Annotated in this window: 23 protein-coding genes; 19 read left to right on the top strand and 4 right to left on the bottom strand. The window is 34.9% G+C overall.

From position 1 onward, the window contains the following. Positions 1-362: 362 nt before the first annotated feature. The 12 genes from era (at position 363) to JM172_RS01625 (ending at position 11,915) form a co-directional block, all read left to right on the top strand. Positions 363-1,271 carry a GTPase Era gene (gene era, locus JM172_RS01680; RefSeq protein WP_214480304.1) on the top strand — a complete coding sequence of 303 codons (909 nt, stop codon included), beginning with the start codon at positions 363-365 and terminating at the stop codon, positions 1,269-1,271. 178 nt (positions 1,272-1,449) lie between these two features. After that, positions 1,450-1,593, top strand: coding sequence for a YqzL family protein (locus JM172_RS01675; RefSeq protein ID WP_214480303.1), 144 nt, complete (start codon positions 1,450-1,452; stop codon positions 1,591-1,593). Positions 1,594-1,623: 30 nt separating this feature from the next. Then, positions 1,624-2,376 carry a DNA repair protein RecO gene (gene recO, locus JM172_RS01670; RefSeq protein WP_214480302.1) on the top strand — a complete coding sequence of 251 codons (753 nt, stop codon included), beginning with the start codon at positions 1,624-1,626 and terminating at the stop codon, positions 2,374-2,376. A 129-nt stretch (positions 2,377-2,505) separates the two neighbouring features. After that, the gene (gene ccpN, locus JM172_RS01665) at positions 2,506-3,144 is read left to right on the top strand and encodes a transcriptional regulator CcpN (protein WP_214480300.1); all 639 of its coding nucleotides are present in this window, start codon (positions 2,506-2,508) and stop codon (positions 3,142-3,144) included. 42 nt (positions 3,145-3,186) lie between these two features. Beyond that, the gene (locus JM172_RS01660; protein ID WP_214480298.1) at positions 3,187-3,996 is read left to right on the top strand and encodes a pyruvate, water dikinase regulatory protein; all 810 of its coding nucleotides are present in this window, start codon (positions 3,187-3,189) and stop codon (positions 3,994-3,996) included. Positions 3,997-4,598: 602 nt separating this feature from the next. Further along, entirely contained in the window at positions 4,599-5,075 is a 477-nt protein-coding gene (locus JM172_RS01655; protein WP_214480449.1) for a YaiI/YqxD family protein, read from the top strand. Between the two features lie 35 nt (positions 5,076-5,110). Then, on the top strand, positions 5,111-6,916 hold the full coding sequence (dnaG, locus tag JM172_RS01650) for a DNA primase (protein WP_214480296.1): 1,806 nt from the start codon (positions 5,111-5,113) through the stop codon (positions 6,914-6,916). A gap of 52 nt (positions 6,917-6,968) precedes the next feature. After that, positions 6,969-8,093 (top strand): RNA polymerase sigma factor RpoD, encoded by a 1,125-nt coding sequence (gene rpoD, locus JM172_RS01645; RefSeq protein WP_214480295.1) that lies wholly within the window; start codon positions 6,969-6,971, stop codon positions 8,091-8,093. A 227-nt stretch (positions 8,094-8,320) separates the two neighbouring features. Beyond that, complete coding sequence (locus JM172_RS01640; RefSeq protein WP_214480293.1) at positions 8,321-9,460, top strand: acyl-CoA dehydrogenase family protein; 1,140 nt, start codon at positions 8,321-8,323, stop codon at positions 9,458-9,460. A gap of 179 nt (positions 9,461-9,639) precedes the next feature. Further along, positions 9,640-9,993, top strand: coding sequence for a cytochrome c550 (cccA, locus tag JM172_RS01635; protein ID WP_214480291.1), 354 nt, complete (start codon positions 9,640-9,642; stop codon positions 9,991-9,993). 99 nt (positions 9,994-10,092) lie between these two features. Next, the gene (locus JM172_RS01630; RefSeq protein ID WP_214480289.1) at positions 10,093-10,800 is read left to right on the top strand and encodes a tRNA (adenine(22)-N(1))-methyltransferase; all 708 of its coding nucleotides are present in this window, start codon (positions 10,093-10,095) and stop codon (positions 10,798-10,800) included. Continuing rightward, positions 10,797-11,915 (top strand): Nif3-like dinuclear metal center hexameric protein, encoded by a 1,119-nt coding sequence (locus JM172_RS01625; protein WP_214480288.1) that lies wholly within the window; start codon positions 10,797-10,799, stop codon positions 11,913-11,915. The genes JM172_RS01630 and JM172_RS01625 overlap by 4 nt, the downstream gene beginning before the upstream one ends. A gap of 145 nt (positions 11,916-12,060) precedes the next feature. On the opposite strand, the gene JM172_RS01620 is transcribed toward JM172_RS01625, so the two are convergent. After that, a complete protein-coding gene (locus JM172_RS01620; protein WP_214480287.1) occupies positions 12,061-13,008 on the bottom strand; it encodes a 4-hydroxy-3-methylbut-2-enyl diphosphate reductase in 948 nt (315 codons plus the stop codon). 378 nt (positions 13,009-13,386) lie between these two features. Continuing rightward, entirely contained in the window at positions 13,387-13,776 is a 390-nt protein-coding gene (locus JM172_RS01615; RefSeq protein ID WP_214480286.1) for a hypothetical protein, read from the bottom strand. 1,008 nt (positions 13,777-14,784) lie between these two features. Between JM172_RS01615 and JM172_RS01610 the strand changes: the two genes are divergently transcribed. Then, entirely contained in the window at positions 14,785-16,098 is a 1,314-nt protein-coding gene (locus JM172_RS01610; RefSeq protein WP_214480285.1) for a DEAD/DEAH box helicase, read from the top strand. Positions 16,099-16,138: 40 nt separating this feature from the next. Continuing rightward, a complete protein-coding gene (locus JM172_RS01605; protein WP_214480284.1) occupies positions 16,139-17,032 on the top strand; it encodes a deoxyribonuclease IV in 894 nt (297 codons plus the stop codon). 97 nt (positions 17,033-17,129) lie between these two features. On the opposite strand, the gene JM172_RS01600 is transcribed toward JM172_RS01605, so the two are convergent. Continuing rightward, positions 17,130-17,384 (bottom strand): DUF2624 domain-containing protein, encoded by a 255-nt coding sequence (locus JM172_RS01600; protein ID WP_214480283.1) that lies wholly within the window; start codon positions 17,382-17,384, stop codon positions 17,130-17,132. Positions 17,385-17,530: 146 nt separating this feature from the next. On the opposite strand from JM172_RS01600, the gene JM172_RS01595 reads away from it, so the two are divergent. The 5 genes from JM172_RS01595 (at position 17,531) to JM172_RS01575 (ending at position 21,338) form a co-directional block, all read left to right on the top strand. Next, positions 17,531-18,403: a YitT family protein gene (locus JM172_RS01595; RefSeq protein ID WP_214480282.1), complete on the top strand. Its 873-nt coding sequence runs from the start codon at positions 17,531-17,533 to the stop codon at positions 18,401-18,403. Between the two features lie 239 nt (positions 18,404-18,642). Further along, entirely contained in the window at positions 18,643-19,413 is a 771-nt protein-coding gene (locus tag JM172_RS01590; protein WP_214480281.1) for a metal ABC transporter ATP-binding protein, read from the top strand. 3 nt (positions 19,414-19,416) lie between these two features. Further along, a complete protein-coding gene (locus tag JM172_RS01585) occupies positions 19,417-20,256 on the top strand; it encodes a metal ABC transporter permease (protein WP_214480280.1) in 840 nt (279 codons plus the stop codon). Beyond that, the gene (locus JM172_RS01580; protein ID WP_214480279.1) at positions 20,253-20,669 is read left to right on the top strand and encodes a Fur family transcriptional regulator; all 417 of its coding nucleotides are present in this window, start codon (positions 20,253-20,255) and stop codon (positions 20,667-20,669) included. Before JM172_RS01585 ends, JM172_RS01580 begins: the two co-directional genes overlap by 4 nt. 342 nt (positions 20,670-21,011) lie before the next feature. After that, complete coding sequence (locus JM172_RS01575; protein ID WP_214480278.1) at positions 21,012-21,338, top strand: DUF4190 domain-containing protein; 327 nt, start codon at positions 21,012-21,014, stop codon at positions 21,336-21,338. A gap of 30 nt (positions 21,339-21,368) precedes the next feature. On the opposite strand, the gene ispG is transcribed toward JM172_RS01575, so the two are convergent. Continuing rightward, positions 21,369-22,475: a flavodoxin-dependent (E)-4-hydroxy-3-methylbut-2-enyl-diphosphate synthase gene (ispG, locus tag JM172_RS01570; RefSeq protein WP_214480448.1), complete on the bottom strand. Its 1,107-nt coding sequence runs from the start codon at positions 22,473-22,475 to the stop codon at positions 21,369-21,371. Between the last annotated feature and the right edge of the window lie 24 nt (positions 22,476-22,499).

The raw sequence follows: 22,499 nt of genomic DNA, 5'->3' as shown, positions 1-22,499 counted from the left end.
CTTATCAGGGATGAACAAGGCGCTTCTGCATTTCGGATTGTCTAGCACCAGCGCCTATCCCCTCGAGTCACTTCGTCATTCGACTAGAAGGCAAAAAACGCCTTCAAATGAAATGACTCCAGTGCTTATCAGGGATGAACAAGGCGCTTCTGCATTTCGGATTGTCTAGCACCAGCGCCTATCCCCTCGGGTCACTTCGTCATTGCACTAGAAGGCCAAAAGCGCCTTCAAATGAAATGACTCCAGTGCTTATCAGGGATAAACAAGGCGCTTTGTGCATTCCCCTTCAGTCACATTTGATGCACTCAAGGGCTATCGTTTTGTATGTTTCTTACTATTTTACGACATCTTGGAGGATTTTGATGAATACTACAAAATATCATTCAGGCTTTGTATCAATCATTGGTAGGCCGAATGTTGGAAAATCAACTTTTTTAAATCATGTAATTGGTCAAAAGATAGCAATTATGAGTGATAAACCTCAGACGACACGAAATAAAATCCAAGGGGTTTATACGGAAGACCACAGTCAAATTATTTTTATTGATACACCAGGAATACATAAACCGAAACACAAGCTTGGCGATTTCATGATGAAGGTAGCGCAGGATACTTTAAGAGAAGTTGATATCGTCCTATTTATGGTAAATGCTGTTGAAGGAATTGGCCGTGGTGATGAATATATTATTGAAAGATTACAAGCGGTGAACACGCCAGTCTTCCTTGTTGTAAACAAAATAGATGAAATCCATCCTGATGACTTGTTGCCGTTAATTAAGCAATATGAAACGAAATATGCGTTTAAAGAAATTGTTCCGATTTCTGCGTTACAAGGCAGTAATGTCGAAACGCTGTTAGACCAAATAAAAAAATATTTACCTGAAGGGCCTCAGTATTATCCGGAAGATCAGGTAACTGATCATCCTGAAAGATTTATTATTGCTGAGTTAATTAGAGAAAAGGCACTACATCTAACAAGAGAAGAGATTCCGCATTCTATTGCAGTGGTAATAGACGGTATTAAACGAAGAGAGAATAATAATGCCATTTATATTAGTGCAACGATAATAGTGGAAAGAAGCTCTCAAAAAGGGATAGTTATTGGAAAGCAAGGAAAGATGCTAAAAGAAATTGGAAAAAGGGCACGACATGACATTGAAACATTATTAGGAACGAAAGTGTTTTTAGAACTCTGGGTTAAAGTTCAAAAAGATTGGCGCAACAAATTGACACATATTCGAGACTTTGGTTTTAATGAAGAAGATTATTAATGATATCGATTTGGACAAGTTGTCATCCTGGACTTTTTCCCATAAAATATAGGGGTAGACGTTTAAGAAACACCTTTTAACAAAATTTGTGTAACATGATATTGGCAGGAGTGCTCACCCTAAACATAGGGATTGGAAGTTATATGCTAGCGTGTATCATCAGAAAGGTGGGATTCTTATGTTAGATTTTACCTGGAATATATTTAGTCGAACAGGTAACATTGATACGTACCTTCTTTTTAAGGAATTAGAGAAGGAAAACGATGGAGGACCCGAAGACAAAGAGAATGACCTAGCAAAACTAGATTTTCCAATGTCGTGATCTGCCTGAATTTTTGGTGGTGGACAAAACTTGTTACAAAAGTATGAAGGAATTGTTATCCGAACAAATGAATATGGTGAAACAAACAAAATTGTTACTCTATTTACTAGGGAAGCAGGTAAAATTGGAGTAATGGCTAGAGGAGCAAAGAAGCCTAATAGTCGTCTAGCCTCAATTACTCAACTATTTACTTATGGCCATTTCTTAATACAAAAAGGGAGTGGACTAGGCAACCTTCAACAAGGAGAAGCGAGCTCATCATTACGAGCTATTCGTGAAGACATATTTCGTACTGCATACGCGTCATATATTGTAGAGCTGACCGATAAAAGTACGGAAGACCTAAAAGCAAACCCTTTTTTATTCGAATTACTTTATCAAACACTCAACTATATGAATGAGGGAGAAGATTTAGAAATATTAACCTTCATTTATGAAATGAAAATTTTACAAGTATTAGGGTTACATCCGGTGTTAGATCATTGTGCCATTTGCCATAATAGTGAAGGACAGTTTGCTTTTTCTATAAAAGAAGGTGGTTTAATCTGTCATAGGTGTTATGGAAAAGATGCTCATCATTTGAAGATATCGCAGGCTACAGTAAGATTATTACGACTTTTTTACTATTATGATCTAAGTAGATTAGGCAGGATTTCTGTTAAAACTGAAACAAAGCAACAATTAAAGACAATCATAGCTGCATATTATGATGAATACTCAGGGTTAGCGTTAAAATCAAAAAGATTTTTAAATCAATTAGACAACTTGAAAAATAAACTATAATGTATTTAACATCAGCCTATTGTATTAAAACATACAGTAGGTTTTTTCAAAGCTACCAACTTAGTATATAATATCTTGTAGTAACAAACTACATAGGAGTATATATCACAATGGCTAAAATTAAAGGTGGTGATTACAATCGAATTAAGTAAACGACAGGAGCAAATACTACGAATTGTTAAGGACAATGGACCTATCACCGGTGAACATATTGCAGACCAATTAAATTTAACAAGAGCGACTTTACGGCCTGACTTAGCTATATTAACAATGGCAGGCTACTTAGAAGCAAGACCCCGTGTTGGCTATTTTTATACAGGAAAGACTGGTTCACAACTGTTGAGCGATAAAATAAAGAAAATCTTAGTTAAAGATTACCAATCAATTCCTGTTGTAGTTAATGAAGGTGTGTCGGTATATGATGCTATTTGTACAATGTTTTTAGAAGATGTTGGTACACTGTTCGTAGTAGATGATAACACTTCACTCGTTGGGGTTTTATCAAGGAAAGATTTACTTAGAGCTAGTATCGGTAAACAAGAGTTGACAACAATTCCTGTTAATATTATTATGACAAGAATGCCGAATATAACGATGTGTAAAAGAGATGACTTAATGATTGATGTTGCTAGAATATTAATTGAAAAACAAATTGATGCATTACCAGTCATAAAAGAAACAGACAAAGGATATGAAGTAATCGGTAGAATTACGAAAACAAATATGACAAAGGTACTTGTAGCAATAGAGGAAGATGAATTAATATAAACAATTTGTAAGTCTATTAATATACTGAAATGGGGGAATAGGATGAATAACCCACAAATATACGTAGTATCTGATTCTGTAGGAGAAACAGCAGAACTTGTTGTAAAAGCGGCAATATGTCAGTTTAGCAACACGAACATTGAAATTAAGCGAGTGCCATATGTAGAGGATACTTCTACACTTACCGAAGTAGTTTCACTAGCAAAAATGAATAATGCAATTATTGCTTATACGTTAGTCATTCCAGAAATGCGTACGTTTTTGATTGAAGAAGCAGCGCGTGAAGGTGTTGTAATTTATGATATTATTGGTCCACTTATAGATAAAATGCAAATTGCTTATGATACGAAACCTCGCCAAGAACCAGGTATGGTTAGAAAGTTAGATGACGAGTACTTTAAGAAAGTTGAGGCTATTGAGTTTGCTGTAAAGTATGATGATGGAAGGGACCCTCGAGGGATTTTAAGAGCTGACATTGTCTTAGTTGGTGTGTCACGCACTTCCAAAACTCCATTATCACAATATTTAGCTCATAAACGTCTAAAGGTGGCAAATGTACCAATCGTACCAGAAGTTGACCCTCCTGACGAACTATTTCAAGTACCTGCTAATAAATGCTTTGGGTTAAAAATAAGCTCTGAAAAATTAAACTATATAAGAAAAGAGCGTTTGAAGTCTCTAGGGCTGAATGATAAAGCGATATACGCAAATATAGATAGAATAAATGAAGAGTTAAGTTATTTCGATAATATTATTACCAAGATTGGTTGTGATGTTATTGATGTAACGAATAAAGCGGTAGAGGAAACAGCAAATACAATTTTAAACATCTATAATAATCGTACAATTTAGCGCATACACTTTTCAGTGATATGTGCTTTAGTATATTCAGCATTCAGCCCAATGGGTTGGTGAATTTATATAAATCGTCTTTTCGCAAACTTTTATGGATCGCAACATGTGTTTTTATATGTTTGTGATCGATATAGAACAGAAGCCACTACCTCTAGTTGTATATTCGTGTAAACCTTAAGGACGAAAAACAATAATAAATACGAAAACAGCGATGATATAGACTAACTACACGTAGTTTTAGGTGCTAACTGTTTGTTTTACAAATGATATCACTATATGTTATTGAATATGAGCTTAGTTTTTAATATAAAAACAACAATAAAGACTAAAGTAGCAATAAAGTTTGTTGTTATTTTTTTCATGCTTAAACTTGATTTATATTTATTTTATTTGTATAGCCAATCATTGAACTTTATATTATAATAAAAAATTGTGATAAAAAAGGTTTAGAGTTTGGTTATTACGAATAAACTATTTATTGTAAGTTGTCAAGGGGTAAACTTAAAAATAATTCGACAAAGAAAAGTAACAAATTTGTTACTTTTGTATTTATGATAAGGAGTATCTATGAAAAGAAGGAATCCTCGGAGTGATGTAGAATAGAGAGATATAGTAAAAAAGTTGTAAGGATCTTTGTAGATGCTGATTCTTGTCCAGTAAAATCAGAAATTGTTGAAGTTGCAAAAGATTATGTCGCAGATGTAACCTTTATCGCATCGTATGCACATGTCTCAGAAACTGACCTTGGAGCTAAGTGGATCTTTGTTGATTCAGCTAAAGAGGCAGTGGATTTACATATCATGAACAAAGTATGTGCAAATGATGTTGTCGTTACACAAGATCATGGATTGGCGAGTATTCTCCTACCGAAAGGTGTCGTTGTCATATCTCCACGTGGAAAAATATATCATGAAAACAACATGGATTTAATGCTACAGCTTCGGTATATTTCAGCAAAAGAACGGAGAGCTGGACACCATTCAAAAGGTCCAAAAGCGTTTTCATCAAATGATCGTAACTATTTTATCAAATCTTTTAAAAAAATTTTGTCGAAACTTGCAGGAATTAAATCATAAATAGAGAATAACTTTATCACACGGAGATGTTAGTTATGGGAAATCGAATTCCCGAAGAAGTTATCCAACAATTACATCACTCAACAGACATCGTTGATTTAATAAGTGAATATGTACAATTGAAGAAGCAAGGGAGAAACTATTTCGGACTTTGCCCATTCCATGGAGAAAAATCGCCTTCTTTTTCGGTCTCTCCAGAAAAGCAAATTTACCATTGTTTTGGATGTGGAGCTGGAGGAAATGCTTTTTCTTTTTTAATGGAACTTGAAGGCCTTTCTTTTGTAGAGGCAGCAGAACGCCTTGCAGCAAAGGTAGATGTTGATGTAAGCAAATACACAACTGCTCCTATTGAAGTGGCAAAATCTAATGAGAGCTCTAAGATGCTTGAAGCGCATGACTTATTGAAAAAATTCTATCATCATTTACTTGTCAATACAAAAGAAGGCCAAGACGCCTTGGATTATTTGCTTAATAGAGGCATTACGAAAGAGATGATAGAAAAATTTGAGATTGGGTATGCCCTGGATTCTTGGGATTTCATTTCAAAGTTTCTGATGAAAAGAGGATTTTCCGCCATACTATTAGAAAAAGCAGGATTAATTGTTAAAAAGGACGCGGATGGTTCATTTTATGACAGGTTCCGTAACCGTATTATGTTTCCGATATATGATCATCAGGGACGTGTAGTAGCATTCTCTGGAAGGGTGCTTGGAAATGAAAAACCAAAGTATTTAAATAGTCCAGAAAGCTCTATCTTTAACAAAAGAAAACTATTGTATAACTTTCATCAATCAAGGTTGCACATAAGAAAGCAACAGCATGTTATTCTTTTTGAAGGATTTGGAGATGTAATAGCTGCAAATAAGTGTGGCATTGAACATTCAATTGCAACGATGGGAACATCTTTAACTGATGAGCAAGCAAGGATAATAAGAAGAAATGTTGAATCAATTACCATTTGCTATGATTCTGATAATGCAGGAATCGAAGCATCCTTTCGTGCTTCAAAGCTATTATCTGATGAAGGATGCTTTGTGAAAATTGCGCAAATGCCTGAAGGCTTTGACCCTGATGACTACATTCAACAATATGGTGCAGAAAAATTTAATACCGATGTAATAGGGGCAAGTGTTTCGTTAATGTCATTTAAAATGCAATATTTAAGAAGAGGCAAAAACCTTCAAGATGAAGGGGAGCGCATGCGTTATATAGATGAAGCACTTAAGGAAATAAGCATTGTAGATAAGGCGGTTGAACGTGACCACTATATAAGGCAGCTATCTAGTGAGTTTTCTATATCATTAGACGCATTGCAGCAACAATTAAGCCAACTTCAAAAACAGGGACATCGTAAAAAGGATAATCATACATGGAATAGTAATAAAATATCATTTAGACCCCATACTCAGACAAAACTATTACCTGCATATCAAAATGCAGAACGTTTCCTAATTGCACATATGCTTCGTAATAAGGACATTGCATTTAAAGTTCAACAAACAATACAAGGCGACTTTAACATTGAGGAACATAGGGCAATAATTACTTATCTGTATGCATTTTATGAGGAAGGAAATGACGCTGACGTTAGCTCGTTCATCCAACATGTCCAAGATGGAAACCTTCAAAAAACAGTATCAGAAATTGCAATGTTGGCTATTAATGATGATGTATCAGAGCAAGAGCTTACTGATTATATAAACCATGTATTAACATATCCAAAACTTTTGAAACTAAAGGAAAAAGAGCTAGAAAAACAAAATGCCGAACAGCAAAAAGATTTTGTGAAGGCTGCAACCATTGCGAACGAAATTATACAAATATCAAGATCTCTTAAATAGGGACTTATTGTATAACTAGTTCCTCGTGAAAAGCTTGGAAGGAGGGGGACAGATGGCTGAAAAGTCAGCTCGTTCTAAAGATATTGATACTGAATTAACACTTGACCAAATAAAAGAACAATTAACAGAGGTAGGGAAAAAACGCGGGGTACTTACTTATGAAGAGATCGCCGAACGTATGTCAGGGTTTGAAATTGAATCAGACCAAATGGATGAATATTATGAATTTTTAGGTGAACAAGGTGTAGAATTAATTGGTGACGGTGATGAAGATAAAGACCCCAACGTCCAAGATCTAGCGAAAGAAGAAGAATTTGACCTTAATGACCTAAGTGTACCTCCAGGAGTAAAAATTAATGATCCAGTTCGGATGTATTTAAAAGAAATTGGCCGTGTTGATTTGTTATCTGCTAAAGATGAAATATCACTAGCAAAACGCATTGAACAAGGTGATGAAGAAGCAAAACGTCGTCTAGCTGAGGCAAACCTTCGATTAGTAGTAAGTATTGCAAAGCGTTATGTTGGTCGTGGTATGTTGTTTCTTGACTTGATTCAAGAAGGCAACATGGGTTTAATCAAAGCGGTTGAAAAATTTGACTATGAAAAAGGATATAAATTTAGTACGTATGCAACCTGGTGGATTCGTCAAGCAATTACTCGTGCTATTGCAGATCAAGCGAGAACAATACGTATTCCTGTTCATATGGTCGAAACGATAAATAAATTAATTCGTGTTCAAAGACAATTATTACAAGATTTAGGTCGAGAACCTACTCCAGAAGAAATTGCTGAAGATATGGACTTAACACCAGATAAAGTTAGGGAAATTCAAAAAATTGCACAAGAGCCCGTATCACTTGAAACACCGATTGGGGAAGAAGATGATTCGCACCTAGGAGATTTTATTGAAGACCAAGATGCTACATCACCTTCTGAACATGCAGCGTATGAATTATTGAAAGAACAATTAGAAGATGTCTTAGATACGTTAACTGACCGTGAAGAAAATGTACTTCGCCTTCGATTTGGTTTAGATGACGGTAGAACGCGAACTCTAGAAGAGGTTGGCAAAGTTTTTGGAGTAACACGTGAACGTATACGACAAATTGAAGCAAAAGCACTGCGTAAATTAAGACATCCTAGTCGTAGTAAGCGACTAAAAGATTTTCTAGAATAATCTTGTCTTCGATTATTTTTCCATCACAATAGTTTACTTCAACTAAAAAGTTGGAGTGAACTATTTTTTTTTATAACATTTCTTGTAATTTATTGTACTGAATTGTTAGGTGTTTTGCAAATGGTTATAGAAATAAGTTTTTAAATATTTTAAAATGTTGAGAAAATTCATTAATTAACCTTATAATGGAATGTAAGCGTATACATTTTGTTGAGAGGAGAAAATATATGAATTTTGACTTAACAATGGAACAACAAGTTTTGCAAAAAACCATAAAAGAATTCGCTCAGGAGGAAGTTGCTCCAGGAGCAATTCAACGTGATAAAAATAAAATGTTTCCTCGAGAGATATTTAACAAATTGGCAAAGCTAGGATTAATGGGTCTTCCATTTCCAGAAGAATATGGGGGTGCAGGTGCAGATACAATTAGTTTTGCAATCGTAGTTGAGGAATTAAGTAAAGCATGTGCCTCTACAGGAATAACCTATTCAGCACATATTTCTTTAGGTGGGGCACCTATTAATTTATTTGGTTCTGATGAACAGAAGGAACTGTACTTGGCTCCTATATGTAATGGTGAATCGTTAGGGGCATTTGGGCTAACTGAGCCAAATGCTGGATCTGATGCTGGTGGAACGATGACTGAGGCGGTAGAAGATGGTGAAGATTTTGTGATTAACGGTAATAAGTGTTTTATAACTAATGCTAGCTTTGCTAAATTCTTAGCATTAACTGCAGTTACAAGTAGAAATGGGGATGAAAAAGAAATAAGCTCCATAATAGTTCCAACAAATGTGGAAGGCTTTTCAATCATTGATAATTATGAAAAAATGGGGTTAAATGCGTCAAATACTACAGAACTTGTATTAAGTAATGTAAGGGTTCCAAAAGAAAACATTTTAGGAACAAGAGGAAATGGCTTAAAACAGTTTTTAATCACGCTAGATGGAGGAAGAATTGGTATTGGTGCTATGGCAGTAGGAATTGCGCAAGCAGCATTTGAAAAGGCACATGCATATGCAAATGAAAGAGTTCAGTTCGGTAAACCCCTCTCAAAAATGTCGGCCATTCAATTTAAGCTTGCTGATATGGCCTTAAAGATTGAGCTTGCTAGAAATATGGTATACAAAGCCGCGTGGCTGAAAGACCATAAAAAATCATTTACGAAAGAGGCCGCTATGTGTAAGCTATATGCTTCTGAAATATGTATGGAAGTTACAAGTCAAGCTGTACAAATTCATGGTGGCTACGGGTACATGAAAGAGTATCAAGTTGAACGTTTGATGAGAGATGCTAAGCTGTTAGAAATTGGTGAAGGCACTTCAGAAATTCAAAGATTAGTCATTGCAAGACAAATTGGTTGTTAACTCGTATAACCCCTTATGTTTTAATCAATAATATGTGTATATTTTCGTAATAAAATTTCAAAATGTATAAGAACTTTGAATTAGGACTTTTCCTTCTATTTATTTTAAAGTAAAATAGAAGTTGTTTGTAAAATATAATTACTACTTGACTTCATTTTTTACATAAGGGGGTAAATGAAATGAACAGAAATCCACTAGTGCCTTATGCACTAATCGCGGTTTTAGGTATTGGTCTTATGTTATTCCTTTCTTTCAAAGGTTTAGGAGACGCTGAAAAGATTGCACTAGGTGAAGAGGAACCACAAGAAGAAGTCGTACAATCTCCAGAAGAAATTTATAATGGGAGCTGTATTGGCTGTCATGGTGGAAATTATGAAGGCGTAGCTGGTCCAGCGCTTCTAGGTGTTGGTGACAAGTTAGATTTGGATCAAATTAAAGATATTTTAGCAAACGGAAAAGGCACAATGCCAGGAGGATTAGTTCCAGCTGATCAATTGGATGCAATGGCTGAATGGCTAACAACATTAAAATAGGCTAAACCTTATACATGATGCAAAGTCCATACTTCGGTAATGGACTTTTTCATTTAGATCATTCATAATCGAATACAAAATAAAGATAGTGGTGAAAAGATGAACGAATTAAAGCTGTCCAAAAGATTAGAAGCTGTAGCAAAGTACATTCCAATGGGATCAAAGCTAGCTGATATTGGATCAGATCACGCATATTTACCTTGCTATGCTTTTTTACAAAAAAAGATAACTTTTGCAATTGCAGGAGAGATAACTGAAGGACCGTTTCAATCTGCAAATGACCAAGTGACCTCTTGTCATTTAAATAATGTGATAGATGTAAGAAAAGGTGATGGCTTGTCAGTAATCGAACGAGGAGAAGTCGATTGTATAACCATTGCAGGAATGGGTGGACTGCTAATCCGTGACATTCTAGAAACAGGCAAAGAAAAGCTCTCTGGGGTCAAGCGGTTAATTCTACAACCTAATGTGGGAGCAAAGCATGTAAGACAATGGTTTATTTTAAATGGGTGGGAGTTAATTGCTGAAACCATTTTAGAGGAAGATGAGAAAATATATGAAATTTTAGTAGCTGAAAGAGGAGCACCGTATGAGCCTTATGAAGAGGACATTGAAAAGGGTCTACTCGTAGGTCCATTTTTAGTAAAGGAGAATAATGATTCATTCAAGCGAAAATGGACAAATGAATTAAAGCATTGGCGAATGATTTTAGCAAAATTAGATCATGCTTCTCACTCCTACGATAATCTAAGTAAGAAAAAGGAACTTGAACAAAAAATTACATTAGTAACGGAGGCTTTAACATGAAAACACCAAATGGATTTGAAGTTATTCAATTATTTGAGCAGTTTTCTCCTAAGCATCTTGCAATGGAGGGTGACAAAATTGGGCTTCAAATAGGGACATTGAATAAGCCTATTCGTCATGTAATGGTTGCATTAGATGTTTTAGAAACAGTTATCGATGAAGCGATAGAAAATAGTGTTGATTTAATTATTGCTCACCACCCACTCATTTTTAGACCATTAAAAAATATCGTTACCGATCGACCTGATGGAAGGGTTATCGAAAAATGTATAAAAAATAATATTACCATCTATGCTGCTCACACAAATTTAGATGTTGCACAAGGTGGGGTAAATGATTTATTAGCTAAAGCACTTGAGCTTACAAAAGTAGAAGTGTTAGTTCCTACTTTTGAGTTGAATTTAAAAAAATTAGTTGTAACCGTCCCAGAGGCCCATGCTGATCAAATTAAAGAGGCAATCGGCAATGCCGGCGCTGGATTTATCGGTAATTATAGTCACTGTACCTTCAGTTCAGAAGGTGTAGGCACATTTCTACCTAAGGAAAATGCTAACCCTTATATAGGAACAGCTGGAAAACTGGAAACAGTAAAAGAACAGCGGATAGAAACGGTTTTCCCAGAAAACCTAGAAAAAAAAGTACTATCTGCAATGTTTAAGGCACACCCTTATGAAGAAGTAGCCTTTGACATTTATCCCCTTGATAATAAGGGAGAAATGAAAGGGTTAGGTAGGATAGGTTACTTACAAAGTGAGCTCACACTTGGAGATTTTGCAGCTTTTGTAAAGAGCAAATTAGATGTGGAAGGTTTAAGAGTAGTGGGTAATTTACAAGACAAGGTTAAGAAAGTTGCTGTCTTGGGAGGAGACGGTAATAAATATATTAGCCAAGCAAAGATGAGAGGTGCAGATGTATATGTATCTGGTGATATATATTATCATGTTGCCCATGATGCAATGCAGGCTGGGTTAAATATTGTGGATCCAGGTCATAACGTCGAAAAAGTGATGAAAAAGGGTGTTGTAGAAATGATGCGTAAGCAAGTTGCCTCTAAAAACTTTAAAGTGAATATTATTGCTTCTGAAATAAATACAGACCCTTTTACATTTATGTAAAAAAGTATAGTATCCAATAATAATGATACATAGGGATGAAGAATTGTACAGAGTTTACATAAAAAGGCTAACTATAAAATGGGACTAAATAGTAATTTATTTAGTCCCATTAATGTATTTTGTCGGTTATATAAAATGAACGTTCTTAATTTTTGGAAGTTTTTACTTTAGGTAATATTTTGTGCAATGGCACTTTTCTTTCTCTCGTCCATGTTGATTCATCTGAGCTATTAAAGTTTTCTAAAAATGCAATAACTTCTTTCGTTATAGGTGTTGGTGTCGATGCACCTGCAGTAACTGCTACTTTGTTCGCATCTTTAATCCAATCGATATTTATGTCAGTCACATCCGCGACACGGTAAGCCTTTGTTCCTGCTATTTCCATGGAAACCTGTGCTAACCTATTAGAATTGTTACTCTTTGGATCACCTACAACGATAGTAACATCTGCCTGTCCTGCTTGATCTGCAACTGCTTCTTGTCGAACCTGTGTAGCTAAACAAATCTCTTTATGAAATTCTACCTGTGGGTATTTTTCCTTTACTTGTTCCATAATATGGCCAACATCCCATTGACTCATCGTCGTTTGATTTGTGACAATAATTTTTTCGTTATTTAAAGAAAGGTTTTGCACATCTTCTTCGTTCGCTACGAGGTGAACAGCTTGAGGAGCAACACCAATAGCTCCTTCGGGTTCAGGATGTCCTTTCTTCCCTATATAGATGATGTCATAGCCTTCACTTTCTTTAGCTCTTATTAAGTCGTGAGTTATTGTTACGTCTGGGCATGTTGCATCAATTGTCACAAGCCCCTTTTCTTTTGCAAGTTTTATTACTTCAGGTGAAACGCCATGAGCGGTAAAGATAACCGTACCATTATCTACTTTGCTTAAAATATCAAGTCTGTTTTCTCCATCTAAAGTGATGATCCCGTCTTCTTCAAATGCATCAGTTACATGTTTATTATGAACAATCATTCCTAAAATGTATATTGGTCTTGGTAAGGTTTTATCTAGAGCTGCATTTCTAGCAATTACCATGGCATCTACAACACCATAACAATAACCTCTAGGATTAATTTTGACTACTTCCATTCGAATCTCCTCCATTTATCCCTAAATGAGAATTTTTTATCTATATTAGTAAATGCCTAACAATCATTTGTTCATCGGATGAAATAAGCTTTTTTCGCATTGATTGATATTATTCGTATGATGAAACAAACACATAAAAAACTAGGGTTTCGTATTCCCTTATATAAAACATGGCAGAAAACCCTCATATGATGTAGTAATTTGTAAAAAGTAATAAAATTTACGAAAAGAGCTTACAAAAAATAAGAAAAGTTTTCTTCATGGACTTGTCAAGCATCTATGAAATGTCTCACATTAGCTGTGGGTGGTAAAAAGTTGTTATGCTTTTCTTATTTCTCTTTATTATAGCGAAGTGGAGATAAGAATTAAAGTTATGAGCTAAATATAGAGCTTTGGTTTTGATTCTCGACTCCGATCAACAGGTGGAGATTTCGCTATTCTTGGTAGGTCTCTCGGACGGATTGAATTTTTTGTCTGGTTTGATGGTTCGTTAAACATATTAAACATAGAAGGAATTTTATTTGCGATAGGGGACAGCTCCTTTAACGTTGGGGCTACCGATTCGGCAGTTTTAAACCATTGTTGAACACTGCTTAATGATTTTTGGAAATCTTTTGGATTCATTAAGCCTTTTAACGAATTTGGTGAGTGCAGCATCGTTGACAAATAATTATCTAACCCTTTGTTTGAATGCATGATTGAAGAAAATGGATTTTGGAACCATTGACTGTTAGAAAGCATTTGGTTAAGAGAGTTTTGGTGATTCAATTTCATTCTCCTTTCATTTGTCCATTGTGCTAGTAATTATAGATTATTTTATGTGGGATCAAGTTGTTATGTTGTGGGGTTGTAGCCTGTTTTCTGAAAAACTTATGTTTAGATCGACATTTTCTACCTATTAACGGTTATTTTTTGTACAAGTGGATAATTCCATCTTAAACGGTGATGACTGAGGAATATAACCCCATCCTAGCAGCTCTAGTGTTAGTAAAGGTACTTTTCGAATAAATTTCTTACTATAGTATCTTAACTAATAAATAAAAATAACGTTTACCTCAAAAATAATTGTTTTACTGAAGTAAAGATACCCTGATCTAGTTGTATTTATGTTTATTTATTAAACAATAAACTGTGAAAACAGCTATAGTAAAAAGCAAACATAGCATAGAAATTTGATGATATAAGATTGTAGTGCTTAAACCAAACAAAACTTTTATCAGAAAAGGGAATAATGTTAAACTGATTAGGAAGGTGTTTATATGGTTTTCAAAGGATTGCATGAATAACACTTTGTTGTTATTTTAAGTGTCTTTGAGGTGTAACTAATCGTTCTATACTTCAACAAAATAAGTACTTGATTGAGTCTTAGGTTGATTTTTGTATCTCTATTACTGTTAACATAGTTTACATTTAGCATCTGGAATTATATTTTAATGTAGGCTCTATTCGTAAACTTTGAAAATAACTACGCTGTTTTATTCAACAGTCGTCGTAGAAGAAAAAATGCCCTTTATTTTTTAGTATGAAAACAGCCTATACTTAATAAATATGGTGCTATACATTCTAGTGTGACGCGGTTTAACTTTGCCTTTCTAAAAGCATTAGCAGTATTCAATAAAGCCCGATCGCTTAAGTGAATTGCTGACAAGCTTGCACTTTTCTTATAAAATCCATTATAATCTAATGATGATATGTTTTGGATAGTAGAAATTATATTGAGTATTCCAGAGGGATTTACAATTCATTTGGGATAGTTTCATAAGGAGTATAGATACGATGAACTCACAATTTGAACGATTTGGATTAGAGCCTTTTATAATCAAAGCGATTGATAGCTTGCAATTTTATAAACCTACTGACATACAAGAGCGTTTGATTCCCTCGATTTTAAAAGGTGAAAGTGTAATAGGTCAATCACAAACAGGAACAGGTAAAACACATGCTTACTTGTTGCCGGTTATTAACAATATAGACCCTGCAAAACAAGAAGTACAAGCGGTTATTACAGCACCGACGCGTGAATTAGCTAATCAAATTTATCAGGAAGTATTAAAGGTCACACAATTTTATGATGGAAGCGAACAAATAACGGCACGATGTTATGTGGGTGGGACAGATAAACAACGTACGCTTGAAAAGCTAAAGGTACAACCACACATCGTTGTAGGAACACCAGGAAGAATACTGGATTTAATAAAGGAACAGGCGCTGCATGTATATACTTCTAATTCATTAGTCGTCGATGAAGCAGATTTAATGCTTGATATGGGGTTCATTAATGAAGTAGATCAAATTGCAGCTAGGATGGCAGAAAAATTACAGATATTAGTTTTTTCTGCTACAATACCAGAAAAATTAAAGCAGTTTTTGCGTAAATATATGGACAACCCAAAATATTCGCATGTAGCTCCTAATCAAGTAACTGTTACGAGTGTTGAGCAAATTTTGATCCCATCACGTCATCGGGACAAAGTTCAAATTTTACATGATATCTTGTTGAAGTATAATCCATATTTAGCAATTGTCTTTACCAATACTAAAGTGAAGGCAGATGAAGTTGCAGACTCATTAATTAAAAAGGGTTTAAAAGTCGGTAGACTTCACGGGGACTTATCACCACGTGATCGGAAAAAAATGATGAAGCAAATTAAGGACTTAGACTTTCAATATGTTGTAGCAACAGACTTAGCAGCTAGAGGTATTGATATTGAAGGGGTTAGTCACGTCATTAATTTTGAAATACCTTCTGATCTAGATTTTTATGTTCACCGAGTAGGGAGGACTGCGCGAGCTGGTTATTCTGGGATTGCAGCTACATTGTATGACCCATCAGATGAGGATGCAATAGTAAAATTAGAAAAGATGGGAATTACATTTAAACAACAGGATCTTCGTAATAACGAATGGGTTGAACTAGGAGCTAGAGATAAACGTAATAAGCGTAAAAAACAATTGAATGAGCTTGATCTTGAAGCTAAAAAAATTGTCCGTAAACCTTCTAAAGTAAAGCCTGGTTACAAAAAGAAAATGAAAAACGATATGGAACAATACAAGAAGCGTCAACGACGTATAAACAAGAGAACTAAGTGATCAAACCTATGACGATATTATTTTAAGGGAGATGAATGGTATGTTAAAAATAGGTTCCCATGTCTCTATGAGTGGAAAGAAAATGTTGCTTGGAGCTAGTGAAGAAGCCGTGGGATACGGTGCAAATACTTTTATGATTTATACTGGTGCTCCACAAAATACGCGAAGAAAAAAAATTGAAGAATTAAATATTGAGGCTGGCCATGTTCATATGAGAGAACATGGTATTGAAGATATAGTTGTTCATGCCCCGTATATTATTAATATCGGTAATACGACAAAACCAGAAACGTTTGAATTAGGCGTCAATTTTTTACGATCAGAAATTGAAAGAACTGAAGCTTTAGGTGCAAGACAAATTGTTCTTCATCCTGGTGCACATGTGGGAGCAGGAGTAGAGGCAGGAATTAACAAAATTATTGAAGGTTTAAACGAAGTTTTAACGCCCGAGCAAAATGTCCAAATTGCTTTGGAAACGATGGCAGGTAAAGGTTCAGAATGTGGTAGAACTTTTGAAGAGCTTGCTCAAATTATCGAAGGTGTCACGCTTAACGAGAAGTTATCTGTATGCTTTGACACATGTCACACTCATGATGCTGGCTATGATATTGTGAATGATTTTGATGGTGTGCTTCAACATTTCGATCAAGTGATCGGACTTGACCGTCTAAAAGTATTACATATTAATGACAGTAAAAATCCAACTAATTCTCATAAAGACAGACATGAAAACATTGGGTTTGGACATATTGGATATGATGCTCTTAGCTATATTGTTCATCATCCGCAGCTTTCAGATATACCTAAAATCTTAGAAACTCCATATGTTGGGGAAGACAAGAAAAATAAAAAGCCGCCTTATAAATTTGAAATAGAAATGTTAAATCAAAAAGAATATAATCCAAATTTACTAACAAAAATTTTGGCTGGTTAGCTTAATCACTACGTCATCATAATGACAAGGATTTATGTACCTACAGATCTGTGTCAAAACATTTAAAGGGCTGTCTTAACTTATATTAGACAGCCTTTTATTGAATAAATTTAGTGAAAAAAGAATTGATTTTCTTAGCTACAGTTGGGTTTGTAATTTTGGCAACTTCCTTAATGAGTTTTTTTCGCTCTTTATCTTCAAAAATATCTACATCTCTCTTTTGTATAAGCTCTGTAATTTGCCTTGCCTGTTCCTTCGATATTTTAATGTCATATTGTTTACTATAATTAAGTAAATCTTTAACGGTCATATGTTTTATTTTTTGATTAATCACGTGTTGAAAAAGCTTCATTGTATTCTCCTCCCCTTACACATAGTATGATATAGAATAAAATTGTGTTCCATAAACCAAGGGTGCTTCATATTTACAAGGAGAAACAAGTATAATGATACAAAGAAAATTTAACGCACATCTAACAACACTGGGGAGGGAGACTCATGGCAACAAGACAACATAAAAAAGAAAGCAAACTACATTTTTTTTATCGCTTCATAATGATTTTATTTGGAGCAGGATTAGTAGCTGTTTCTATTGAGTTATTTTTAGTTCCAAATAATATAATTGATGGTGGAATTATTGGTGTCTCTTTAATTATTGATTATTTAACGCCTTCATATATAAGTTTTGCAATGTTAGTCGTTCTACTAAATATCCCATTTATGTATTCTGGGTATAAACAAATTGGTAAGACGTTTATGATATCTTCTATGTTCGGAATTATTTGTCTGGCTATTATTGAACAACTTCTGCACAATGTTGAACCATTTACACCAGAACCTATATTGGCAACTGTATTTGGAGGCTTAATATTAGGCGTTGGGGTAGGGTTAGTTATCCGACATGGCGGATCTTTAGATGGCACTGAAATTCTTGGTATTTTATTAACAAAAAAGCTGCCTTTTTCCGTAGGCGAGTTTGTTATGTTTATTAATATTTTTATTTTTGTTTGGGCAGCATTTGTTTTTGGAACTGAAGAAGCAATGTATTCTGTAATGACATATTATATTGCTTTCAAAACAATTGACACTGTCATTCAAGGACTAGATGAAACAAAGGCCGTCATTATCGTTTCCGATTATTATGAAGAAGTATCGGATGCTATATTACATAGGCTTGGACGCGGTACAACTAAGTTGAAGGGAAAAGGTGGATTTACAGATGCAGAAAAAGAAGTAATTTACGTTGTTGTAACTAGGATTGAAGTAACTAAACTTAAATCGATCGTACATGAAATCGATGCTAATGCATTTTTGACAATTATGAGTACACAAGAAACGAGGGGAGCTAAGTTTAAGTCAGCTATACATTAATGACGTATAACTTTAGGATGTTTTCGCAAGATCGTTGCTGATCATATATAACGAGTTTCCATAGCATCTTTTATTCTATGAAACAGTGGAAGATGCATGGAGCTTTATTAAGTTGTTCTATGTTGGAAATGATCAAGAAGGTTGACGAAAGTAGCCTTTTCTTTACAATAGAGCTTGCTTCATGTATAATTTTGTTGTTTAAATCGGAATGATTCCTAATAAGACAGAATGGTGATAACATGACAAATAATAATGTACCCATATTAGAAATTGGTGATCTAACCTTTGGTTATGAGCAGGAGAATGTCTTAGAGGACATTAATTTAGTAATGCCTCAAGGCGCATTTTTAGGGTTAGTAGGGCCAAATGGGTCTGGTAAATCAACTTTATTAAAATGTATTTTAGGACTTATTAAACCGCAATTTGGTTCGATACGGTTATTTGGAACTGAAATTCACAAATTTAAAAATTGGCATAAAATTGGGTTTGTTTCCCAAAAGGCAAACAGTTTTAACAGTGGTTTTCCTGCAACAGTGCTTGAAGTTGTTCTAAGTGGCTTGACTTCGAAGGTAGGTTTACTTCGATTTTTTTCAAAGGAACATAAATTAGCAGCAGCAAAAGCGATAGCTTCAGTAGGAATGAGCCAGTATACTAATCGAAATATTGGAGAGTTATCAGGAGGTCAGCAACAAAGAGTTTTTATTGCACGAGCAATAGTTAGTGACCCTTCCTTATTAATTTTAGATGAACCAACTGTAGGTGTAGATGCTACAAATGTTCAAAGCTTTTACAATATGTTAGAAGACTTAAATCAGAACTTGGGGATTAGCTTATTATTAGTCACTCATGATATTGGTACAATTACTGATAAAGTGTCACATGTTGCCTGTTTAAATAAGACCTTGCATTTTCACGGTAAAACAGAGCAATTTGAAAGCCTTGATGAGGGTGCATTATCTACGTTTTATGGTCATCATCTCCACGTTTTAACTCATAACCATGGAGGATAAATGATGTTAATTGAGATTTTTCAATATGAATTTTTACGTAACGCTTTCATTACTGGAATGATGATTGGTTTTTTAGCACCTTTACTTGGTGTTTTTATAGTTGTTAGACGACAGTCTTTGATTGCAGATGCGTTAAGCCATGTTACACTTGCTGGTATAGCTGCTAGTCTGTTTGTTGAAAAAAAACTCGGAGTTTTTCAAGGAATCAACCCTTTATATATGGGCATGGGCTTTTCTGTAGTAGGCTCCATTTTTATAGAAAAACTTAGAACGGTATATAAACATTATCAAGAGTTGGCTATACCAATCATTCACTCAACTGGAATCGGACTTAGTGTAGTTTTTATTTCACTAGCTGATGGGTTTAATACAGATCTATTCATGTATTTATTCGGTAGTGTGAGCGCTGTAAGTATGAGTGACGTTTGGACTATTTTAGTTATTTTAATGTTCGTTTGTGTAATCATTTTCATATTCTATAAAGAATTATTTTTACTTTCATTTGATGAAGAGCATGCAACTGCTAGCGGTCTAAATACAAAATGGTTGCATTTGTTATTTATCGTTATGGTAGCATTGGCGATTGCTGCATCGATGCGAATTGTCGGAATCTTATTAGTTTCTTCATTAATGACACTACCTGTAGCAGCAAGTATACGTATTAGTAAAGGGTTTAAACAAACGATTATTTTGTCAATTATATTTGCCCAACTAGCCGTATTCTTTGGTTTGTTTAGTGCTTATTATTTAGATGTGGCACCTGGTGGTACGATTGTTCTTTTTGCTGTTATAGAATTAATCCTAGTTCTAATCACGAAGAGAGTGGGGAGAAAGAAAAAATGAATGTTGCTGGTGCAATCAATTTATTAAAGAAGGAAGGGTATAAATATACGGGTAAGCGCGAGGAAATGCTACAACTTTTCTCAAATACAGATAAATATTTAACTGCCCGTGAAGTACTGTTAAGAATGAAAGATAATTATCCTAGTTTAAGCTTTGATACAATATATAGGAATTTATCATTGTTTGTTAAGTTAAATATATTAGAAATGACTGAGCTATCTGGTGAAAAGCACTTCCGTTTTACTTGTGCTACGAAAGAACATCACCACCATTTTATTTGTTTACAATGTGGGAAAACAAAAGAAATTCACACTTGTCCAATGAATCAATTGGCAGAGCATTTTCAAGGATATGATGTTTCAGGGCATAAATTTGAAGTATATGGGACATGTCCAGTTTGTGCTAATGCGTAAATGAATTCTATAATAAGTTGAATTTTAAGGTTTTTAAAGTTTTTTTCTATTCTCGGTAAGCCTCATGGAAATACGTTTAAGACTTCTGAGTTATGCTGAATGTCTATTTGTTGTTTTTCGTACTATATAAACACGTATACATCTCGTATACCTGGCATCTTTACTACTTTATGGTCATGGATGATCGAAAAAAACTTGTTTTACTGTACATTTTCAATAATAGCATGATAATTTATAAAAAGATGCTTCCAATAAAAGCAAAGATTAACACAAATATTTCTTTCCTAGAGAACAATACTAAATAATGCCCCTCTTTAACATAAGAAAGTGAGGTATATAAACATGGCTCAGGAAAGAAATGATGATGGTTATCGAGATAACTATAGAAATGATCCAGAAGCGGATTTTATGGAAGAAACATCAACGGAGTTTGCAGAACCTATTCAAGCTTTAGGTAGTACGAGGGAAGTGGAAAGTAACTGGGTAGGTTGGCTTTCCTTGGCTCTATCGATCATTTCACTTTTTGTCGCTCCAATTCTTTTTGGAGCTGCAGGTATCATATTAGGCTTTGTTGCCCGCAGAAGAGGAGCAGAAGGAATGGGGGCATGGGCGATCGGAATTGGTATCGTATCCATTGTTCTGGGCATCTTTATACTCCCATTTTTTTAACATGATGAAAAAAAGCTTGACAATTATATGTCAAGCTTTTTCTGTTTGCTGCTTTGCGTAATGCTCTGCTGCTATTTTATCAATTTCTTTCTTAAGTTCTTCGACCATGGTTTCTTCAGGGACTTTACGAACAATCTCACCGTGGCGGAAAAGGAGTCCTTCACCTCTAGCCCCTGCAATCCCTATATCAGCTTCTCGAGCCTCTCCGGGACCATTCACAGCACAGCCTAAAACGGCTACTTTTATCGGCGCTTTAATTGTTGAAATATAGTCTTCTACTTCATTAGCAATACTAATAAGGTCTATTTCAATTCTTCCGCAAGTTGGACATGAAATTAAAGTTGCTGCATTTGAGGCAAGCCCAAAAGATTTTAGTAATTCTCGAGCTACTTTTACTTCTTCTACTGGGTCTGCACTAAGAGAAATACGAAGTGTATTTCCAATCCCTTTACTTAAAATGACACCTAAGCCAGCTGCACTTTTTACTGTTCCGGCAAATAAAGTACCTGATTCAGTAATGCCTAAATGTAAAGGATAATCAAATGCCTTTGCTGCTTTTTCGTAAGCCTCGATTGCTAAATTTACATCCGAAGCTTTCATGGATACAATGATATCATGGAAATTAAGATCTTCTAATATTTTGATATGGTGTAACGCACTCTCAACCATACCGTCGGCAGTAGGGTATCCGTATTTCTCGAGTATCTTTTTCTCAAGAGATCCAGCGTTAACACCAATTCGAATAGGTATATTTTTTTCTTTTGCAGCATTTACGACAGCTTCAACTTTTTCACGTCGTCCAATATTCCCTGGGTTAATGCGAATTTTGTCTGCGCCACCTTCAATTGCTTTGAGGGCTAACTTATAGTCAAAATGAATGTCAACTACAAGTGGTATATCTATGCGACTTTTTATTTCTGCAATGGCATTGGCTGCTCGTTCATCTGGACAAGCAACACGAACTATTTGACATCCAGCTTCTTCTAACCGTTTAATTTCTGCTACGGTAGCTTCGACATCATGCGTTTTTGTTGTGGTCATACTTTGTATAACTAGCTCGTTATTTCCACCAATTGTTAAATTACCAACTTTAACTGGGCGAGTTTTGGTACGATGTATAATTTGACTCACGTATATATCTCTCCTTCAAGGATTATCTTC

The sequence above is a fragment of the Bacillus sp. SM2101 genome (assembly GCF_018588585.1).
Taxonomy (GTDB): domain Bacteria; phylum Bacillota; class Bacilli; order Bacillales; family SM2101; genus Nanhaiella; species Nanhaiella sioensis.
The sequence above is the reverse complement of the archived record's forward strand: the minus strand, read 5'-3'. Positions and strand labels throughout refer to the sequence as shown.